The sequence below is a fragment of the Bradyrhizobium sp. USDA3010 genome (genome assembly GCF_056429065.1).
The window spans coordinates 1-15,902 of sequence record NZ_JBWJZD010000040.1 but is presented as its reverse complement, the minus strand read 5'-3'; the positions used below and the strand labels follow the sequence as shown (position 1 = coordinate 15,902).

General features: G+C 65.9%; 18 protein-coding genes. 10 read left to right on the top strand and 8 right to left on the bottom strand.

The window, feature by feature from the left end:
* Positions 1 to 57: 57 nt before the first annotated feature.
* The 4 genes from AC066Y_RS36740 to AC066Y_RS36725 are packed head-to-tail and all read right to left on the bottom strand — an operon-like array spanning position 58 to position 3,887.
* Positions 58 to 807: an ABC transporter ATP-binding protein gene (locus tag AC066Y_RS36740; RefSeq protein ID WP_478278119.1), complete on the bottom strand. Its 750-nt coding sequence runs from the start codon at positions 805 to 807 to the stop codon at positions 58 to 60.
* A complete protein-coding gene (locus tag AC066Y_RS36735; RefSeq protein ID WP_478278118.1) occupies positions 804 to 1,637 on the bottom strand; it encodes an ABC transporter ATP-binding protein in 834 nt (277 codons plus the stop codon). The genes AC066Y_RS36740 and AC066Y_RS36735 overlap by 4 nt, the downstream gene beginning before the upstream one ends.
* On the bottom strand, positions 1,634 to 2,959 hold the full coding sequence (gene livM / locus AC066Y_RS36730; RefSeq protein WP_478278117.1) for a high-affinity branched-chain amino acid ABC transporter permease LivM: 1,326 nt from the start codon (positions 2,957 to 2,959) through the stop codon (positions 1,634 to 1,636). The genes AC066Y_RS36735 and livM overlap by 4 nt, the downstream gene beginning before the upstream one ends.
* Before the next feature lie 10 nt (positions 2,960 to 2,969).
* Entirely contained in the window at positions 2,970 to 3,887 is a 918-nt protein-coding gene (locus AC066Y_RS36725) for an ABC transporter permease subunit (RefSeq protein ID WP_223976205.1), read from the bottom strand.
* 278 nt (positions 3,888 to 4,165) lie between these two features.
* Between AC066Y_RS36725 and AC066Y_RS36720 the strand changes: the two genes are divergently transcribed.
* On the top strand, positions 4,166 to 4,306 hold the full coding sequence (locus AC066Y_RS36720) for a hypothetical protein (RefSeq protein WP_478278116.1): 141 nt from the start codon (positions 4,166 to 4,168) through the stop codon (positions 4,304 to 4,306).
* A gap of 104 nt (positions 4,307 to 4,410) precedes the next feature.
* Here AC066Y_RS36720 and AC066Y_RS36715 read toward each other — a convergent pair whose 3' ends face one another.
* A complete protein-coding gene (locus AC066Y_RS36715) occupies positions 4,411 to 5,169 on the bottom strand; it encodes a hypothetical protein (RefSeq protein ID WP_212309944.1) in 759 nt (252 codons plus the stop codon).
* A gap of 182 nt (positions 5,170 to 5,351) precedes the next feature.
* Between AC066Y_RS36715 and AC066Y_RS36710 the strand changes: the two genes are divergently transcribed.
* The gene (locus AC066Y_RS36710; RefSeq protein ID WP_092115270.1) at positions 5,352 to 5,879 is read left to right on the top strand and encodes a hypothetical protein; all 528 of its coding nucleotides are present in this window, start codon (positions 5,352 to 5,354) and stop codon (positions 5,877 to 5,879) included.
* Here AC066Y_RS36710 and AC066Y_RS36705 read toward each other — a convergent pair.
* The 3 genes from AC066Y_RS36705 to AC066Y_RS36695 all read right to left on the bottom strand — a co-directional run bounded on the left by AC066Y_RS36705 (position 5,859) and on the right by AC066Y_RS36695 (position 8,554).
* Entirely contained in the window at positions 5,859 to 6,251 is a 393-nt protein-coding gene (locus tag AC066Y_RS36705) for a carboxymuconolactone decarboxylase family protein (RefSeq protein ID WP_478278115.1), read from the bottom strand. The genes AC066Y_RS36710 and AC066Y_RS36705 overlap by 21 nt on opposite strands.
* Before the next feature lie 108 nt (positions 6,252 to 6,359).
* Entirely contained in the window at positions 6,360 to 7,142 is a 783-nt protein-coding gene (pcaD, locus tag AC066Y_RS36700; protein ID WP_478278114.1) for a 3-oxoadipate enol-lactonase, read from the bottom strand.
* Between the two features lie 56 nt (positions 7,143 to 7,198).
* Positions 7,199 to 8,554, bottom strand: a complete 1,356-nt coding sequence (locus AC066Y_RS36695; RefSeq protein ID WP_478278113.1) for a 3-carboxy-cis,cis-muconate cycloisomerase — start codon at positions 8,552 to 8,554, stop codon at positions 7,199 to 7,201.
* Positions 8,555 to 8,765: 211 nt separating this feature from the next.
* Here AC066Y_RS36695 and AC066Y_RS36690 point away from each other — a divergent pair, with 211 nt between their 5' ends.
* The 8 genes from AC066Y_RS36690 (at position 8,766) to AC066Y_RS36655 (ending at position 15,740) form a co-directional block, all read left to right on the top strand.
* The gene (locus AC066Y_RS36690) at positions 8,766 to 9,212 is read left to right on the top strand and encodes an SRPBCC family protein (RefSeq protein WP_016840413.1); all 447 of its coding nucleotides are present in this window, start codon (positions 8,766 to 8,768) and stop codon (positions 9,210 to 9,212) included.
* A gap of 168 nt (positions 9,213 to 9,380) precedes the next feature.
* On the top strand, positions 9,381 to 9,866 hold the full coding sequence (locus AC066Y_RS36685) for a (2Fe-2S)-binding protein (protein ID WP_021077804.1): 486 nt from the start codon (positions 9,381 to 9,383) through the stop codon (positions 9,864 to 9,866).
* Between the two features lie 37 nt (positions 9,867 to 9,903).
* Positions 9,904 to 10,710: an FAD binding domain-containing protein gene (locus tag AC066Y_RS36680; protein ID WP_478278112.1), complete on the top strand. Its 807-nt coding sequence runs from the start codon at positions 9,904 to 9,906 to the stop codon at positions 10,708 to 10,710.
* 113 nt (positions 10,711 to 10,823) lie between these two features.
* Positions 10,824 to 11,732, top strand: coding sequence for an AAA family ATPase (locus AC066Y_RS36675; RefSeq protein WP_478278111.1), 909 nt, complete (start codon positions 10,824 to 10,826; stop codon positions 11,730 to 11,732).
* 147 nt (positions 11,733 to 11,879) lie between these two features.
* Positions 11,880 to 13,082: a vWA domain-containing protein gene (locus tag AC066Y_RS36670; protein WP_478278110.1), complete on the top strand. Its 1,203-nt coding sequence runs from the start codon at positions 11,880 to 11,882 to the stop codon at positions 13,080 to 13,082.
* Positions 13,083 to 13,111: 29 nt separating this feature from the next.
* Positions 13,112 to 13,435, top strand: coding sequence for an XdhC family protein (locus AC066Y_RS36665; RefSeq protein WP_021077800.1), 324 nt, complete (start codon positions 13,112 to 13,114; stop codon positions 13,433 to 13,435).
* 2 nt (positions 13,436 to 13,437) lie between these two features.
* Positions 13,438 to 14,139, top strand: coding sequence for an XdhC family protein (locus AC066Y_RS36660; RefSeq protein ID WP_173637428.1), 702 nt, complete (start codon positions 13,438 to 13,440; stop codon positions 14,137 to 14,139).
* Complete coding sequence (locus AC066Y_RS36655; RefSeq protein WP_478278109.1) at positions 14,136 to 15,740, top strand: NTP transferase domain-containing protein; 1,605 nt, start codon at positions 14,136 to 14,138, stop codon at positions 15,738 to 15,740. The genes AC066Y_RS36660 and AC066Y_RS36655 overlap by 4 nt, the downstream gene beginning before the upstream one ends.
* The last annotated feature ends 162 nt before the right edge of the window (positions 15,741 to 15,902 follow it).

The following is a 15,902-nucleotide window of genomic DNA, read 5'->3' as shown; positions in this document are numbered from 1 at the left end:
GCAATTCGACGCTGCATCAGCCGCATCCTGCTGCAAGGGGCGGCGCTCGAGGGCACGCTAGCCGCGGCGGCCGCCTTCCAGATAGGCGGCGCGGATTTCCGGGCGCTGCAGCAATTCGGCGCCGGTTCCGGCCAGCGTGATCAGGCCGTTGACCATGACGTAGCCCCGATGGGCGAGCTTCAGCGCATGGTTGGCGTTCTGCTCGACGATCAGCACGGTGAGGCCATCCTGCCGGTTCAGCGTGCGGATGGCGTCGAAGATCTGGCGCGCGATCAGCGGCGCGAGGCCGAGCGAGGGCTCGTCCAGCATCAACAGGCGCGGCCGGCTCATCAGGGCGCGGCCGATCGCGAGCATCTGCTGCTCGCCGCCCGACAGCGTGCCGCCGCGTTGTGCGACGCGCTCCTTCAGCCGCGGAAACAGCGCGAACACGCGCTCCAGCCCGGCCTCGCGTTCGGCCTCGCTGCATTCGGTGGCATCGGCGCCCATCTGCAGGTTTTCTGCGACGCTCATGCGCGGAAAGATCCGCCGGCCCTCGGGCGATTGCGCGATGCGCAGCCGCGCGATCTCGTGGGTCGGCACGCCGGTGATATCATGGCCGTCGAATTCGACGGTGCCGGCGCGGGCGCGCGGCCGGCCGAAGATCGTCATCATCAGCGTCGACTTGCCGGCGCCATTGGCGCCGATCAGGGCGACGATCTCCCCTCGATTGATCTCGATGTCGACGCCCTTCAGCGCCTCGATCTTGCCATACGCCGCACGCACGCCGCGCACCGCAAGCAGGGGTGTGGTTGCCGCTGCCGCGCTCACGTGCCGCTCTCCATCACGGCGATCGCCTCTTCCTCGTCGGCGCCGAGATAGGCGGCGATCACCTTGGGGTCGTCGCGCACCGCTTGCGGCGTGCCTTCGGCGATCTTGACGCCGTAGTCCATGACCACGATGTGATCGGAAATCTCCATCACCACAGACATGTCATGCTCGATCAAGAGGATCGAGGTGCCCTGTTCGTTGCGGATCGACAGCAAGAGCTCGTTGAGCCCGCCGCTCTCGCGTGCATTCAGTCCGGCCGCGGGCTCGTCGAGACAGAGCAGTGCAGGTTCAGTGCACATCGCGCGCGCGATCTCGAGCCTGCGCTGGTCGCCATAGGGCAGATTGCCGGCGGCATCGTCGGCGCGATCGAGCAGGCCGACGCGGTTGAGCCAGCTCCGCGCCAGCTCGATGGCGCGCGCTTCGGCCTCGCGCCAGGACGGCAGGCCGAGCAGGCCGAGCAGGGTCAGGCCCGAGGCGCGCATCAGCGCGTTGTGCTGGGCGACCATCAGGTTTTCCAGCGCGGTCATGCCGGGAAACAGCCGGATGTTCTGGAAGGTGCGCGCCACCTTGGCCTGCTTGGAGATGCGGAAATCGTTCAGCCGCTCGAGCTGGATGGTGCGGCCGTCGTCGTGGGCGAGGCGGATCGCGCCGCCGCTCGGCCGGTAGAAGCCGGTGATGCAGTTGAAGACGGTGGTCTTGCCGGCGCCGTTCGGCCCGATCAGCGCAGTGATCTTGCGCCGCTCGGCCGCAAAGGAGAGTTCGTTGACCGCGACGATGCCGCCGAAGCGCATCATCAGGCGGTCGACGGTGAGGATGTGGTCGCCGCTCATCCGTGGCCCTCCTTGACGAGGTCGGAGGAGATCGCCTGGTTGCGCTCCAGGAACACGGTCGGCGCGCGATGGCCGATCAGCCCGCGCGGCCGCCAGATCATCAACAGCACCATGGCGATGCCGAACACCAGCATGCGGTATTGATCGAGGCCACGGAACAGCTCGAAGCCGCCGATCATGGCGAGCGCGGCAAGCGCGACGCCGAGCTGCGAGCCCATGCCGCCGAGCACGACGATCGCCAGCACCAGCGCCGATTCCTGGAAGGTGAAGGATTCCGGGCTGATGAAGCCCTGCCGCGTGGCGAAGAACGCGCCGGCGAGGCCGCCGAACATCGCACCGGTCGCGAACGCCGTCAGCTTGGTGGTCGTGGTGTTGATGCCGAGCGCGCGGCAGGCGACCTCGTCCTCGCGCAGCGCCTCCCAGGCGCGGCCGATCGGCAGCCGCCGCAGCCGGATCGTCACCCAGTTGGTGAGCAGTGCCATCGCCAGGATCAGATAGAACAGGAAGACGAGGCGGTGGGTCGGCGAGAACTCGATGCCGAGCTTGGCGGCGAGCCCGTCATCGCCCGGCGTCAGCGGAATGCCGAACATGGTCGGGCGTGGAATCCCCGAGACGCCGTTGGGGCCGCCGGTCAGGCTCTGCCAGTTGATGATGACGAGGCGTATGATCTCGCCGAAGGCGAGCGTCACGATTGCCAGATAATCACCGCGCAGCCGCAGCACCGGGAAGCCGAGCAGCACGCCCCAGAACGCCGCCAGGATGCCGGCGAGCGGCAGGCAGACCCAGAACGACAATCCGAAATTGGTCGCAAGCAGCGCGTAGGAATAGGCGCCGACCGCATAGAACGCGACGTAGCCGAGGTCGAGCAGGCCGGCGAGCCCGACCACGACGTTCAAGCCCCATCCCAGCATCACATAGGTCAGGACCAGGATCGACAGATCGAGAATGTAGCGCTGGTTGTAGAAGATGACGGGCACGAGGAAGGTGAACACCAGGAGCGCAGGCGCCAGCCAGCGGCCGGCGAACGATATCGCCGATTGCACCGGCTTCGGCACGACGCTGTCCTTGTCGACCGGGCCCCACCATTGCCGCAGCAGTTCGACGATGATGCTGCCGCCGAACACCGTGCCGACCATGGCGGCGAGGTCGCCGAACCGCGTCCAGTAGATCAGGCCGCCTTGCGGTCCCGCCTCGGTGCGCACGCCGATCATCAGCGAGAACAGCACCAGCGCGACCAATGCGCTGATCAGGGCTTTCTTGAGAATGAAGGCGCTGCCCGAGGGCTGCGCGGCGGGCGATGGGCGGGCTGAGGTCGCGCTCACGAAGTGCCTGTCAGACTTTTTCGACTTCGGGACGGCCAAGCAGGCCGGTCGGCATGAAGATCAGCACCACGATCAGGATCGAGAACGCGGCGACGTCCTTGTATTCCACCGAGAAATAGGCAGACCAGAACGTCTCGATCAGGCCGATCGCAAGCCCGCCGAGCATCGCGCCCGGCAGCGAGCCGATGCCGCCGAGCACGGCGGCGGTGAACGCCTTGATGCCGGCGACGAAGCCCATGAAGAAATCGACCAGGCCGTAATACAGCAGGTACATCATGCCGGCGACGGCGGCGAGCGCGGCGCCGATCACGAAGGTCATCGAGATGGTGCGGTCGACATCCACCCCAAGAAGTGCGGCCATGGTCTGGTCCTGCTCGCAGGCGCGCATGTCGCGCCCGAGCCGGGTGCGCGACACCAGCCAGGTGAACAGCGCCAGCACCACGATGGTGGCGAGCACGACCATGATCTGGATGTTGGAGAGCTGCACGGCGAAGCCTTGCGCGCCCTCATGCAGCGTGTAGCCGCCGGTGATGATCGGCGGCACCGGCTTGACGCGCGCGCCCTGCGACACCTGCGAGAAGTTGGTCAGCACGAAAGACATGCCGATCGCCGACAGCATCGGCGCCAGGCGGAACGAATGCCGCAAGGGCCGGTAGGCGATGCGCTCGATGGTCCAGCCATAGAGCGCGGTGATCGCCATCGAGACCAGCAGCACGATCAGGAGGATCAGCGGGATCGCGGTGAGGCCGAGCGACACCAGCACCAAAAACGAGATCAGCGCGATGAAGCCGCCGATCATGAAGATGTCGCCATGGGCGAAGTTGATCATGCCGACGATGCCGTAGACCATCGTGTAGCCGATGGCGATCAGGCCGTAGATCGAACCGAGCACGAGGCCGTTGATCAGTTGCTGGGCGAAATAATCCATGCGCTGCCGTAACTCGAGGGGTGACGCGCCGAGGGCCCCCGGCAGCCTGATCCGTCGCGTCGTGGTATTTTCTAACAGTGGAACCCCGGCGGCGGCAACAGCGTGGCAGCAACAGACGAGGGCTTGTACATAACTACTTCGGCGGGTGCGGTTCCGATGTCACAGGGTCGACACCTCGTTGCCTTGCAATGATCGCGCCGGAACCCGTGTTCCCCGAGCAACCGCGGTCCTGACGGTGCGTTGTCCCGAGCTTGATGAAAGCAAAGGGAGTTAAGCGAATGGGCAATCAGAACCAGAACCCCGGCCAGCAGAACCAGAACCCGAGTCAGAAGCCCAGTCAGCAGCAGGGCGGCGGCCAGAAGCCTGGCCAGCAGCAGGATCCCGGCCGGCAGGGCCAGAAGCCCAATCCGGAGCGCTAGTTCGGCGCAATTGAGCCGATTCAACCCAAGGGCCTCGCCGAACGGCGAGGCCTTTTTGTTCGGGACTTCTATTTCGTTGGGTCTTCCGCTTCTGCCTGTGTTGATCAGGCCAATTGATCGGCGAAGCGGCCGCGGAAGGCATATGAGCCGAAATGCGTGAGCTCGCTTCGAAGGTCGAGCCAGATCTCGCCGCCGAGGTCGATCCAGCGCCGGCAGAAGGCGTAATCTTCGGACAAATACTCGCCGGTCGTCTTGTCGATCATGCATTCGAACAGCGAGACGCGGTCGAGGTCGGCGCGGACCAGGTCCCCGGTGTTCAAGTCGTTGCTCTTGTGGTTCGCCCGATATTTGAGCTCGGGATGGGCGTCGCACAGCCTGACGAGGGCGGATCGCTTCATCATCAGGAAGCCGGTTCCGGCATATCGGACCTTGGCGAAGCCATCGCCGCGAGCCGTGAGCTGGTCGCCCTCCCATGTGACGACGTAGTCCAGCGAGGAAGACGCGAGGTTCTTGCGCTTGGCTTCCGCAGCCCGCTGCACTTTTGCCCAATCGATGTGCTTGAGCGGGTAGGCCGCGGCCGCAACATCGGTGCCGCAATCCAGCAGCCGGAACACGGCCTCGGGTTCGAACCCGATATCGGCATCGATGAACAGCAGATGGCTGGCGCCGGATACGAGGAACTGGTGGGCCAGTTCGTTCCGGGCGCGCACGATCAGCGATTCGTTTCCTATCAGGTGGAACTGGATGTCGATGCCCCGGGCAGTGGCTGCAGCCTGAAGCTTCAGGGCGGACAGCACATAGGCCATCTTCAGGTCGCCGCCGAAACAGGGCGTCGCGACGAAAACGCGGGTTCTTTCGGTCATTTTACCCCCTCTATCTCGGCCGGCGCAGGTGCCGGCCTGGCCCGATCGCATCGATCCAGAACCATCGCACCGCGCTTAACCTTAACAAAGGGTTTAAATTGCTGCCGGCAATCGATCGGCGTTACCTCGCAGGCTGAACCGTCGCCGATCCAAAAGGCGCCGGAGAGAAGCGGGAAGCGGCAATGTCGAGCAACTGGCGGATCAGCTCCTTCAACGGCGCGCTGCTTGCGGCCTATTTCATTCCGGTCTGGACCATCATCGCCTTCAGCATCATGGTGTCGCCGATCCACGGCCTCTATGAGCGGCCGAGCGTGTCGATTGCGCTCTATGCCAGCGACCACCTGCACCTCGCCAAGATGGCGACGGTGCGGCTCGCGTGGCTGCTGGCGCTGGCGCGGATCACGGTCGTGGCGTTCTTCGCGGTCTTCCTCGCGATGGCCGCCTTCTCGCCGTTGCGCAAGAGCAGCAGCGGCGCCGACGAGGCGCTGGCGGTCGCGCTCTGCCTCGGCAGCGTGCTGAGCTTCGCCAGCATGATGATGGCGTCCAAGGTCGGTGAGATCGAAGCGTTGCGCATGCATGCGGCCGAGCTTCTGATGCTGCTCGGCACCGCGATCGTGATGCTGTTCGAGACCTCGCCGAAGCCCGTCACCAAGGCGCCGGCCGCCGAGGCGAGCGCACCGGCAAGCGAGCTATCCCTTCAGCAGCCCTAGTTCCGCAATGATCGCGCCGGCTTCCTTGACGGCGTGATTGGCCGCGGGCACGCCGCAATAGATCGCCTGCTGCAGCAGGATCTCCTTGATGTCCTCGGGCGTGAAGCCGCCTTCGCTGAGCGCTGCGCGCACATGCAGGCGGAATTCGTCCCACTGGCCGAGCGCGACCATGGTGCCGATCACCAGCACGCGCCGCGTGCGGTGATCGAAATGCGGCCGGGTCCAGATGTCGCCCCACGCATAGCGCGTGATCAGGTCCTGGAAGTCGGTGTTGAACGCGTTGCGGTTCTTGATCGACTTGTCGACCCATTCATTGCCCAGCACCTTGCGGCGCTGCGCCATGCCGTCGTCGCGGCGCTGATTGTCGTCCATTGGTGTCTCCTCCCGTCATTGCGAGCGAAGCGAAGCAATCCATTTCACCGCTTGCGGAGGCATGGATTGCTTCGTCGCTTTGCTCCTCGCAATGACGTTTGTTGCGGATTAGCGTTGCGTCAGGAAGCCGACCACGGCTTCGGTGAAGGCGTGCGACTGCTCGACATTGGAGATGTGCGCGGCATCGAGCAGTGTCATGCTGGCGCCGGGAATGCCGCTGCGGATCATCTCACCCGCCGACACCGGCGTCGCCATGTCCTGCTTTCCCGCGATCACCAGGGTCGGGCTCTTGATCCTGGGCAGCAGCGCGCGCTGGTCGAGCGTCGACAGCGCTTCGCAGCAGGCGAGATAGCCCTCGACCGGAGAGGCCAGCAGCATCGCCTTCATGCGTGCCGCGGTCTCCGGCTCGCGCTCGCGGAAGTCGGCGGTCAGCCAGCCCGCGATCACGGCATCGGCGACGGCCGCGATGCCGCCTTGCTTCACCGCCTTGATGCGGTTCAGCCAGTTGGTCGGATCGGGATAGTAGCAGGCGGTGTTGGCGAGGATGATCTTGCCGAATCTTTCAGGGGCGTTGGCGCCGAGCCATTGTCCGACCATGCCGCCCATCGACAGGCCGCACCAGTGCACCTTCTCGATGTTGAGATCGTCGAGGATCGCCAGCACGTCGCGGCCGAACCGCTCCATGGAGTAGGGGCCGGCCGGCACGCCGGACTTGCCGTGACCGCGGCGGTCGTAGCGGATGACGCGGAACATCTGCGTCAGCGCCCGCATCTGCGGCTCCCACATCTGTAATGTGCAGCCGAGCGAGTTCGACAGCATCAAGGTCGGTCCGCCGTCGCGGCCATCCACCTGGACGTTGAGCAGGCATCCGTCGGCGTTGATCATCGGCATCGTCTTGTCCCTCTCGTCGTGCGCTTGCCGGGTCAGGCCCGGCAATGACACCTTCGCTATTTCTCGTTCAGTGAAGCAAGCAGGCGGTCGATCAGCGCTTGCGAGGCGCCCTGATAGGCCATCGGCTCGAACAGGTCCGCGATGCGCTTGGCATCGAGATGCGCGGTGACCTTGGCGTCCGCCGACAGCACGTCGCGCAAATGCTTCCTCTCCGCGACCGCTTTCTTGCTGGCGGCCTCGATCAGATGATGGGCGTCGCTCTTGCCGATCTTTTCGGCCAGCGCAAAGGTGACGGCTTCCGCCATGATCAACCCATGGGTCGCATCGAGATTGACGCGCATCCGCGCCGCATCGACCTCGAGCCCTTCGGCGAGATCGACCATGGCGGCGAGCGCGCCCGAGGTCACCAGCATCAGGCCCGGCAATGTCGGCCATTCCGCATGCCAAGGGCCGGCGCTACGCTCATGGTCCTGCACCTGCGCGGCGAGGATCGTGGCAGTGAGGTTCGGCGCCATGGTCGCAGCCCCCAGCGCGCTCGCGGCGGCGACCGGATTGCGCTTGTGCGGCATGGTGGAGGAGCCGCCGCGGCCGGCGCCCGCGGGTTCGAAGGCTTCGCCGACATCGGTCTGCATCATCAGCGAGACGTCGCGCGCGATCTTGCCGCAGCAGCCGGCGAGGATCGCGAACACCGAAGCGGCCTCCGCGATGCGGTCGCGGTGGGTGTGCCAGGGCGCATCGGGCAGGGGCAGGTCCAGCTCTTTCGCAAGGCAGGCTGCGACCGAAAGGCCCTTGTCGCCGAGCGCGGCGAGCGTGCCGGCGGCGCCGCCGAATTGCACGGCCAGCGTCTCGCGGCGCAGGCGCAGCAAGCGCTTGCGGGAGCGGTGCAGGGCCGCGGCATATTCTGCGAGCTTCAGGCCGAACGGCATCGGCAGCGCATGCTGCAGCCAGGTCCGCGCCACCACCGCGGTGTTGCGATGGGCAAGGGCAAGCCCGGCAAAACCCGCAACGGCGCGGTCGAGATCGGTGAGCAGCGCATCGATGCCGGCGCGCAGCGACAGCATGGTCGCGGTGTCGATGACGTCCTGGCTGGTCGCGCCCCAATGCACATAGCGCGCCGCCTCGGCATCCGCCTTGGCGACATTGGCGGTCAGGGCCTTGACCAGCGGGATCGCCAGATTGCCGGATCGCGTCGCGGCATCGGCCAGCGCGGCGAGGTCGAATGATTCGGCCTTGCAGGCCGCGGCGATCGGTCCCGCGCTGGCTGCGGGAATCACGCCGCAGGTCACTTCGGCGCGGGCCAGCGCGGCCTCGAAATTCAACATGTTCTGCAAAGTGGTGGCGTCGTCGCACACCGCGCGCATCGCGGCGCTCGACAGCATCGGCGCAAGCAGGGGAGAGAGGGCTGTGCTCATGGCGCGCGACCTAACCACTGTCGCGCGCTCCTGCCAATGCCCTGCCGCAGCCGCTGATTTCGACAGCGCCGATCGCGCGATTTTGTGAACGGCTGACGCGGCTTGCTGCGGTGCGAATATGCATCGCTCATCCTCCGAAGGTGCCCTTTCCTTTGCGCCCCGGCTGCTTTACTTGGGGGCAAAGGTTTCTTGTGATCGAGGAGGTCCCCCCATGGCCATGACGATGACCGGCGAAGTCCAGCTTGCAGCGCCGCGCCAGGCTGTGTGGGACAAGCTCAACGATCCCGAAGTGCTGAAGGCCTGCATTCCCGGCTGCGAAGAGCTGGAGAAGACCGACGAGGGCGGCTTCCGCGCCACCGCGAAGATGAAGGTCGGCCCGGTCTCCGCCCGCTTCAAGGGCAAGGTCACCTTGAGCGATCTCGATCCGCCGAACGGCTACAAGATCTCAGGCGAAGGCGAGGGCGGGGTTGCCGGCTTCGCCAAGGGCGGCGCCACCGTCGGCCTCGCCGACAAGGATGGCGGCACGCTGCTCAGCTACAACGTAGAGGCGCAAATCGGCGGCAAGCTCGCCCAGCTCGGCCAGCGCCTGATCAACGGCGCCGCCAAGAAGCTGGCGGACGAATTCTTTGCAAATTTCGCCAAGGCGGTACAAGGTTAGCCCCGCAGGCGGGCCGGCTTATTCAGGCCCCGCCGTGCCTTGCCGTTATGTCCTGGGTGGGTGGCTCGAAAGGTTGCCCATCGCGGGGCGCGCCCATATTATGCCGTCTGGAATGATTTTAAACCGCCTGCTTCGCCGATATGCGGTGGCGCAGATAAGAGAGTGCTGATGGCCAAGATTTCAATGATCGTGAACGGCAATCCCGTTAACGCGAATGTCGACCCCCGTACCCTTCTGGTCCAGTTTCTGCGCGAAAACCTGCGGCTGACAGGCACCCATGTCGGCTGCGACACCTCGCAGTGCGGCGCCTGCGTCGTGCACCTGGACGGCAAGGCGGTGAAGTCCTGCACGACGCTTGCGGTGATGGCCGACGGTCATGAGGTCAAGACCATCGAGGGGCTGGCGGCCGATGGTGCGCCGCTGCATCCGATGCAGGAGGCCTTCCGCGAGCATCACGGCCTGCAGTGCGGCTTCTGTACGCCGGGCATGATCATGACCGCGGTCGACCTGGTCCATCGCAAGGGCCACGACCTTTCCGACGAGGTGATCCGCGAAGAGCTGGAAGGCAATCTGTGCCGCTGCACCGGCTACCAGAACATCGTTGCTTCGATCGCCGCCGGCGCCAAGGCGATGGCCAAATCGGACCTCGCCTAATCAGCAATTCGTCGCGACAAGCGATCAGGACATTCCAATGTACGAATTCAAATATCATCGTCCCGGGACCGTGCGGCAGGCCGCCAACCTCCTGGTGAAGAACGAGGACGCCAAGCTGATCGCCGGCGGTCACACGCTGGTGCCGGTCATGAAGCAGCGGCTCGCGAGCCCGCCGCATCTGGTCGACCTCTCCCATATCGAAGGTCTCGACACGATCGAGATGAAGGGCCGCTCGCTGGTGATCGGCGCCACCGCCAAGCACGCCGAGGTCGCGAACTCCGCGGTCGTGGGCGAGGCGATCCCGGCGCTGGCCGAGCTTGCCGGCATGATCGGCGATCCCGCCGTGCGCCATCGCGGCACCATCGGCGGCTCGCTCGCCAACAACGACCCGACCGCCGACTATCCGGCCGCGGTGCTGGCGCTGGGCGCCACCATCGTCACCAACAAGCGCCGCCTGAAGGCTGAGGAATACTTCCAGGGCCTGTTCTCGACTGCGCTGGAGGCCGACGAGATCATCACCAAGGTGATGTTCCCGCTGCCGAAGAAGGCGGCCTATGTGAAGTTCCGCAACCAGGCCTCGCGTTATGCGTTGGTCGGCGTGTTCGTGGCCAAGCGTCCGTCCGACGTGCGCGTTGCGGTCACCGGCGCGGGCTCCGACGGCGTGTTCCGCGTCACCGCGTTCGAGGAGGCCCTGAAGAAGCGCTTCTCGCACAAGGTGCTCGACGGCATCGTGGTTCCTCCCGATGGGCTGAACAGCGACCTGCACGGCAGTGCCGAATACCGCGCCCATCTGATCGGCGTTCTGACGCGCAGGGCGGTGGAAGCCGCCAACGCCAAGGACTAGATCCAAGGACTAGACAAGGGACTAGATCCCAAGGGCTAGATCCCAAGGTCTAGTTCCAAGAACCAAATCCACGGCGTGATTTTGCTAACCCCTGTTCGAAGACTGGCTGTTCCATGAGTGCACCGGCGTTACCCACTTCCGTCGATGCGCTCGAGGAGCTGCTGACATCGCGCGGCTATCTCGCCGAGCGGTCGCTCGCGACCGTGACCTATCTCGCGCTGCGCATGGGGCGGCCGCTGTTCCTCGAAGGTGAGGCCGGTGTCGGCAAGACCGAGATCGCAAAGGTCTTGTCGGCGGCGCTCGGGCGCAAGCTGATCCGCCTGCAATGCTATGAAGGCCTCGACGTCGCTTCCGCCGTCTACGAGTGGAGCAGCGCGGCGCAGATGATCGCGATCCGGCTCGCGGAAGCCTCCGGTGATACCGATCGCGACCAGCTCGCCAGCGACATATTCGCCGAGCGCTTCCTGATCAAGCGACCGTTGTTGCAGGCGCTCGAACCCGACGTCGCTGGCCCCCCGGTGCTGCTGATCGACGAACTCGACCGCGCCGACGAGGCATTCGAGGCGTATCTGCTGGAAATCCTCAGCGACTTCCAGGTCACCATCCCCGAGCTCGGCACCGTGAAGGCGCCGGCGCCGCCGATAGTGATCATCACCTCGAACCGCACCCGCGAGATCCACGACGCGCTGAAGCGCCGCTGCCTCTATCACTGGGTGGATTATCCCACAGCGGAGCGCGAGCTTGCGATCGTCAAATCGCGGGTACCGAACATTTCCGCGAAGCTGTCGCAGCAGGTGGTCCGTTTCGTGCAGGCGCTGCGCAACCAGGATTTCTACAAGTCGCCGGGTGTCGCCGAGACCATCGACTGGGCCACCGCGCTGTCCGAGCTCGACGCGCGCTCGCTGACGCCGCAGGTGGTCGGCGACACGCTGGGCGCACTCTTGAAGTACCAGGACGACATCGCGCGCATGCAGGGCGATGGGTTGCAGAAGACATTGAAGGAAGCGACGAGCGAGACGTAAGTCCGCGTGTTGCATTTTGCGCCCCGTCATTCCGGGGCGCGCGGAGCGCGAGCCCGGAATCCATAACCACGATCGTGAGTATGGATTCCGGGCCTGCGCCTGCCGGCGCATCCCGGAATGACGAGGCTGATGGATCGAGCAAACAAGATGGCCATCAACCACCTCGCGCCTCCGACGGGCCACATGGCCGACAACGTGATCGGCTTTGCCCGCGCGCTGCGGGCGGCCGGGCTTCCCGTCGGGCCGGGCTCGGTGATCGATGCGCTCGATGCGCTGCAGCTGATCGAGGTCGGGCATCGCTCCGACTTCTACGCCACGCTGGAGGCGATCTTCGTCAAGCGCCATGAGCATGCGCTGATCTTCCGCCAGGCCTTCGAGCTGTTCTTCCGCGCCGCCGAGGAGTGGAAGAGCATGCTGGATTCCGTCCCGCTGCCCGACCACGCCAGGAAGAAGCCGCCGCCGGCCTCGCGCCGCGTCCAGGAGGCGATGGCGCAGCCGGCGAAGAGCGAGGAGCGGCCGCAGGCCCAGGAGCAGGAGCTGAAGCTCTCGGTCTCCGACAAGGAGGTGCTGCAGAAGAAGGATTTTGCGCAGATGACCGCGGCGGAGATCGCCGAGGTGACGCGCGAGATCGCCAAGATGCGGCTGCCGCAGGCCGAGCTGGTGACCCGCCGCTACCAGCCGGATGCGCGGGGCTTGCGGCTCGACATGCGCCGCACCGTGCGCAACTCGCTGCGCACCGGCGGCGAGATCATCGATATCAGGAAGCTCGGCCGGATCGAGAAGCCGGCGCCGATCGTGGCGCTGCTCGATATTTCCGGTTCGATGAGCGAATACACCCGCCTGTTCCTGCACTTCCTGCATGCCATCACCGACTACCGCAAGCGGGTCTCGGTGTTCCTGTTCGGCACCCGCCTGACCAATGTGACGCGCCCGTTACGGGCGCGTGACCCCGACGAGGCGCTGGCGAGCTGCACGTCCTCGGTCGAGGACTGGGCCGGCGGCACGCGGATCGCGACCTCGCTGCATACCTTCAACCAGCTCTGGGCGCGCCGGGTGCTCGGGCAGGGCGCCATCGTTCTCCTTATATCCGATGGACTAGAACGCGAGGCCGATGCCAAACTGGCCTTCGAGATGGACCGATTGCACCGCTCCTGCCGCCGCCTGATCTGGCTCAACCCGCTGCTGCGCTATTCCGGCTTCGAGGCCAAGGCCCAGGGCATCAAAATGATGCTGCCCCACGTTGACGAATTTCGCCCGGTGCATAACTTGACGTCCATCAAGGGCTTGATCGGGGCGCTGTCATCCCCGCCGCCGGCGCACCACCGCAGCCTGATCCGTTCTGTAGCCTAAGAAGCCTGACCCGATAGCAGGAGGCCACCATGCTGAACCGCGACGAAGACATCCTTCAGGCCGCCGAGACCTGGCAGAAACAGGGCCATGGCGTGGCGCTCGCCACCGTGGTCGAGACCTGGGGCTCGGCGCCGCGCCCGGCCGGCTCGAGCCTCGTCATCAATGACGACGGCACGTTCTTGGGCAGCGTTTCCGGCGGCTGCGTCGAGGGCGCGGTGGTGACGGAGGCGCTCGACGTGATCGCGAGCGGCCAGCCAAAAATGCTCGAATTCGGCGTCGCCGACGAGACGGCCTGGAATGTCGGCCTGTCCTGCGGCGGCACCATCCGCGTCTTCGTCGAGAAGGTCGGGTAGCCGTGAAACTCGAGATCCTCAAAGAGCTCAACGCCGAGCGCGCCGCGCGCCGCCCGGTCATCATCGTCACCGACACCGCCAATGGCGAGCAGCGCTTGGTGAAGGCTGCGGACATCGCCGCCGACCCGCTGCGCGTCGAGCTTGCCAAGCAGCTCAGGATGGGCAAGAGCGGCAATGTCGAGGCCGGCGGAAGAAAGCTGTTCCTCAACGTCTACGCGCCGACCGCAAAGCTCGTGATCATCGGCGCGGTCCATATCAGCCAGGCCTTAGCGCCGCTGGCGCGCTCGCTCGACTATGACGTCACGGTGGTCGATCCGCGCACCGCGTTTGCGAGCCCCGAGCGTTTCCCCGACGTGCCGCTGGTCGCCGAATGGCCCGATGTCGCGCTGCCGCCGCTCAACGTCGATCACTACACCGCGTTCGTCGCGGTGACGCATGATCCCAAGATCGACGACCCGGCGCTGCTGCACGCCTTCGACCGCGACTGCTTCTACATCGGCGCCCTCGGCTCGCGGAAGACCCACGCCAAGCGCGCCGAGCGGCTGCGCGCGCTAGGCGCGCGGGACAGCGACATCGCGCGCATCCACGCGCCGATCGGCCTCGACATCGGCGCGGTGTCGCCGTCGGAGATCGCGGTCGCGATCATGGCCGAGATCACCGCGCAGCTGCGTTTGCCTCCCAAAGAAAAAGAAGAAGCGGCATGAAGTTCGGTCCCGCCAGTCCGGCCGACGCGATTGGCGGCGTCACCGTGCATACGCTCCGCCAGGGTACGCTGGTGCTCAAGAAGGGCACCACGATCGGCCCGGATGAGGTCGAGGCGCTGACCAAAGCCGGCGTCAAGGACGTCGTCGTGGTGCGGCTGGAGGAGGGCGACGTCTCCGAGGACGTCGCGGCCGCCAGCATCGCACAGGCGGTGGCGGGCGAGGGCGTCAATGTCGAGCGCGCCTTCACCGGCCGCGCCAATCTGTTCGCGGCGCGCCCCGGCGTGCTGGTGGTCGATCGCGCCGCGGTTGATCGCATCAACGGCGTCGACGAGGCCATCACCTTTGCAACGCTCTCAGCGTTCAAGCCGGTGGTCGAAGGCGAGATGATCGCGACCGTCAAGCTGATCCCGTTCGGCGTCGAGGGCCGGCTGCGCGATGCGGCCGTCGCCGTCGCTGGCAAGGGTACGCTGCGGATCGCGCCCTACGTGATCCGGAAGGTCGGCGTGGTCTCGACGCTGCTGCCGGGCCTCGCGTCGAAAGTGATCGACAAGACGCTGCGGGTCACCGCCGAGCGGCTGGCGCCGGCCGGCGCCACCATCATCGCCGAGCGCCGGGTGCCGCATGACGAGACCGTGCTCGCGGCCTCGATCAAGGAATTGCTCGGCCTCGGAGCCGAGCTCGTCATCGTGTTCGGCGCGTCAGCGATCGCCGACCGCCGCGACGTGATCCCGGCCGCGATCACCGAGATCGGCGGCGCCATCGAGCATTTCGGCATGCCGGTCGATCCCGGCAATCTGCTCTTGATCGGCAGCGCCGGCGGCGTGCCGGTGCTGGGCGCGCCGGGTTGTGCGCGCTCGCCGGTCGAAAACGGTTTTGACTGGGTGCTGATGCGGCTGCTCGCCGGCATCAAGGTGACGCGGTCGGATCTCACCGGCATGGGCGTCGGCGGTCTTCTGATGGAGATCGTGACGCGGCCGCAGCCGCGCACCGTCCCGGACACCGAAGGCAACCGCAACGTCGCGGCGATCGTGCTCGCGGCGGGACGCTCGACCCGGATGGGCGGCCCGAACAAGCTGCTCGCCGAGCTCGACGGCAAGAAGCTCGCGCGCATCGTCGCCGAGCAGGCGCTGGCCTCGAAGGCTTCGGAGGTGATCGTCGTCACCGGGCACCAGGCCGATCTGGTCGAGCAGGCGCTTGATGGACTCAAGGTCAAGTTCGTCCGCAACCCGGATTTCGCCGGCGGCCTCGCCAGCTCGGTGAAGGCCGGCATCTCGGCGGTCTCCGACAGCGCCGATGGCGCGGTCGTCTGCCTCGGCGACATGCCGCTGATCGATGCGAAGCTGATCGATCGCTTGATCGAGGCCTTCGAGCCCGATCGCGGCCACCTGATCGCAGTGCCCGTCAGCGAGGGCCGCCGCGGCAATCCGGTCTTGTGGTCGCGGCGTTTCTTCAAGGAATTGATGACGCTCGACGGCGACATCGGCGCGCGTCATCTGATAGCCAAGCATTCCGAGGTGGTCGCCGAGGTCCCGGTCGAAGGCAACAGCGCCTTCCTCGACATCGACACGCCGCAGGCGCTGGAAGCAGCAAGGCGCGGCTAGCTCCATCCACCGTCGTCCCGGCCAAGCGAAGCGCGAGCCGGGACCCATATGTGGACGGCCCCCGTGGCACAAGAGCTTTGTGAGGTTTGATCGGATCGCTTGCATCCATATGTCCGGCCTATTGATGCGGCTTGTCGGACCGCTGGCCAAGATGGTTTTTCG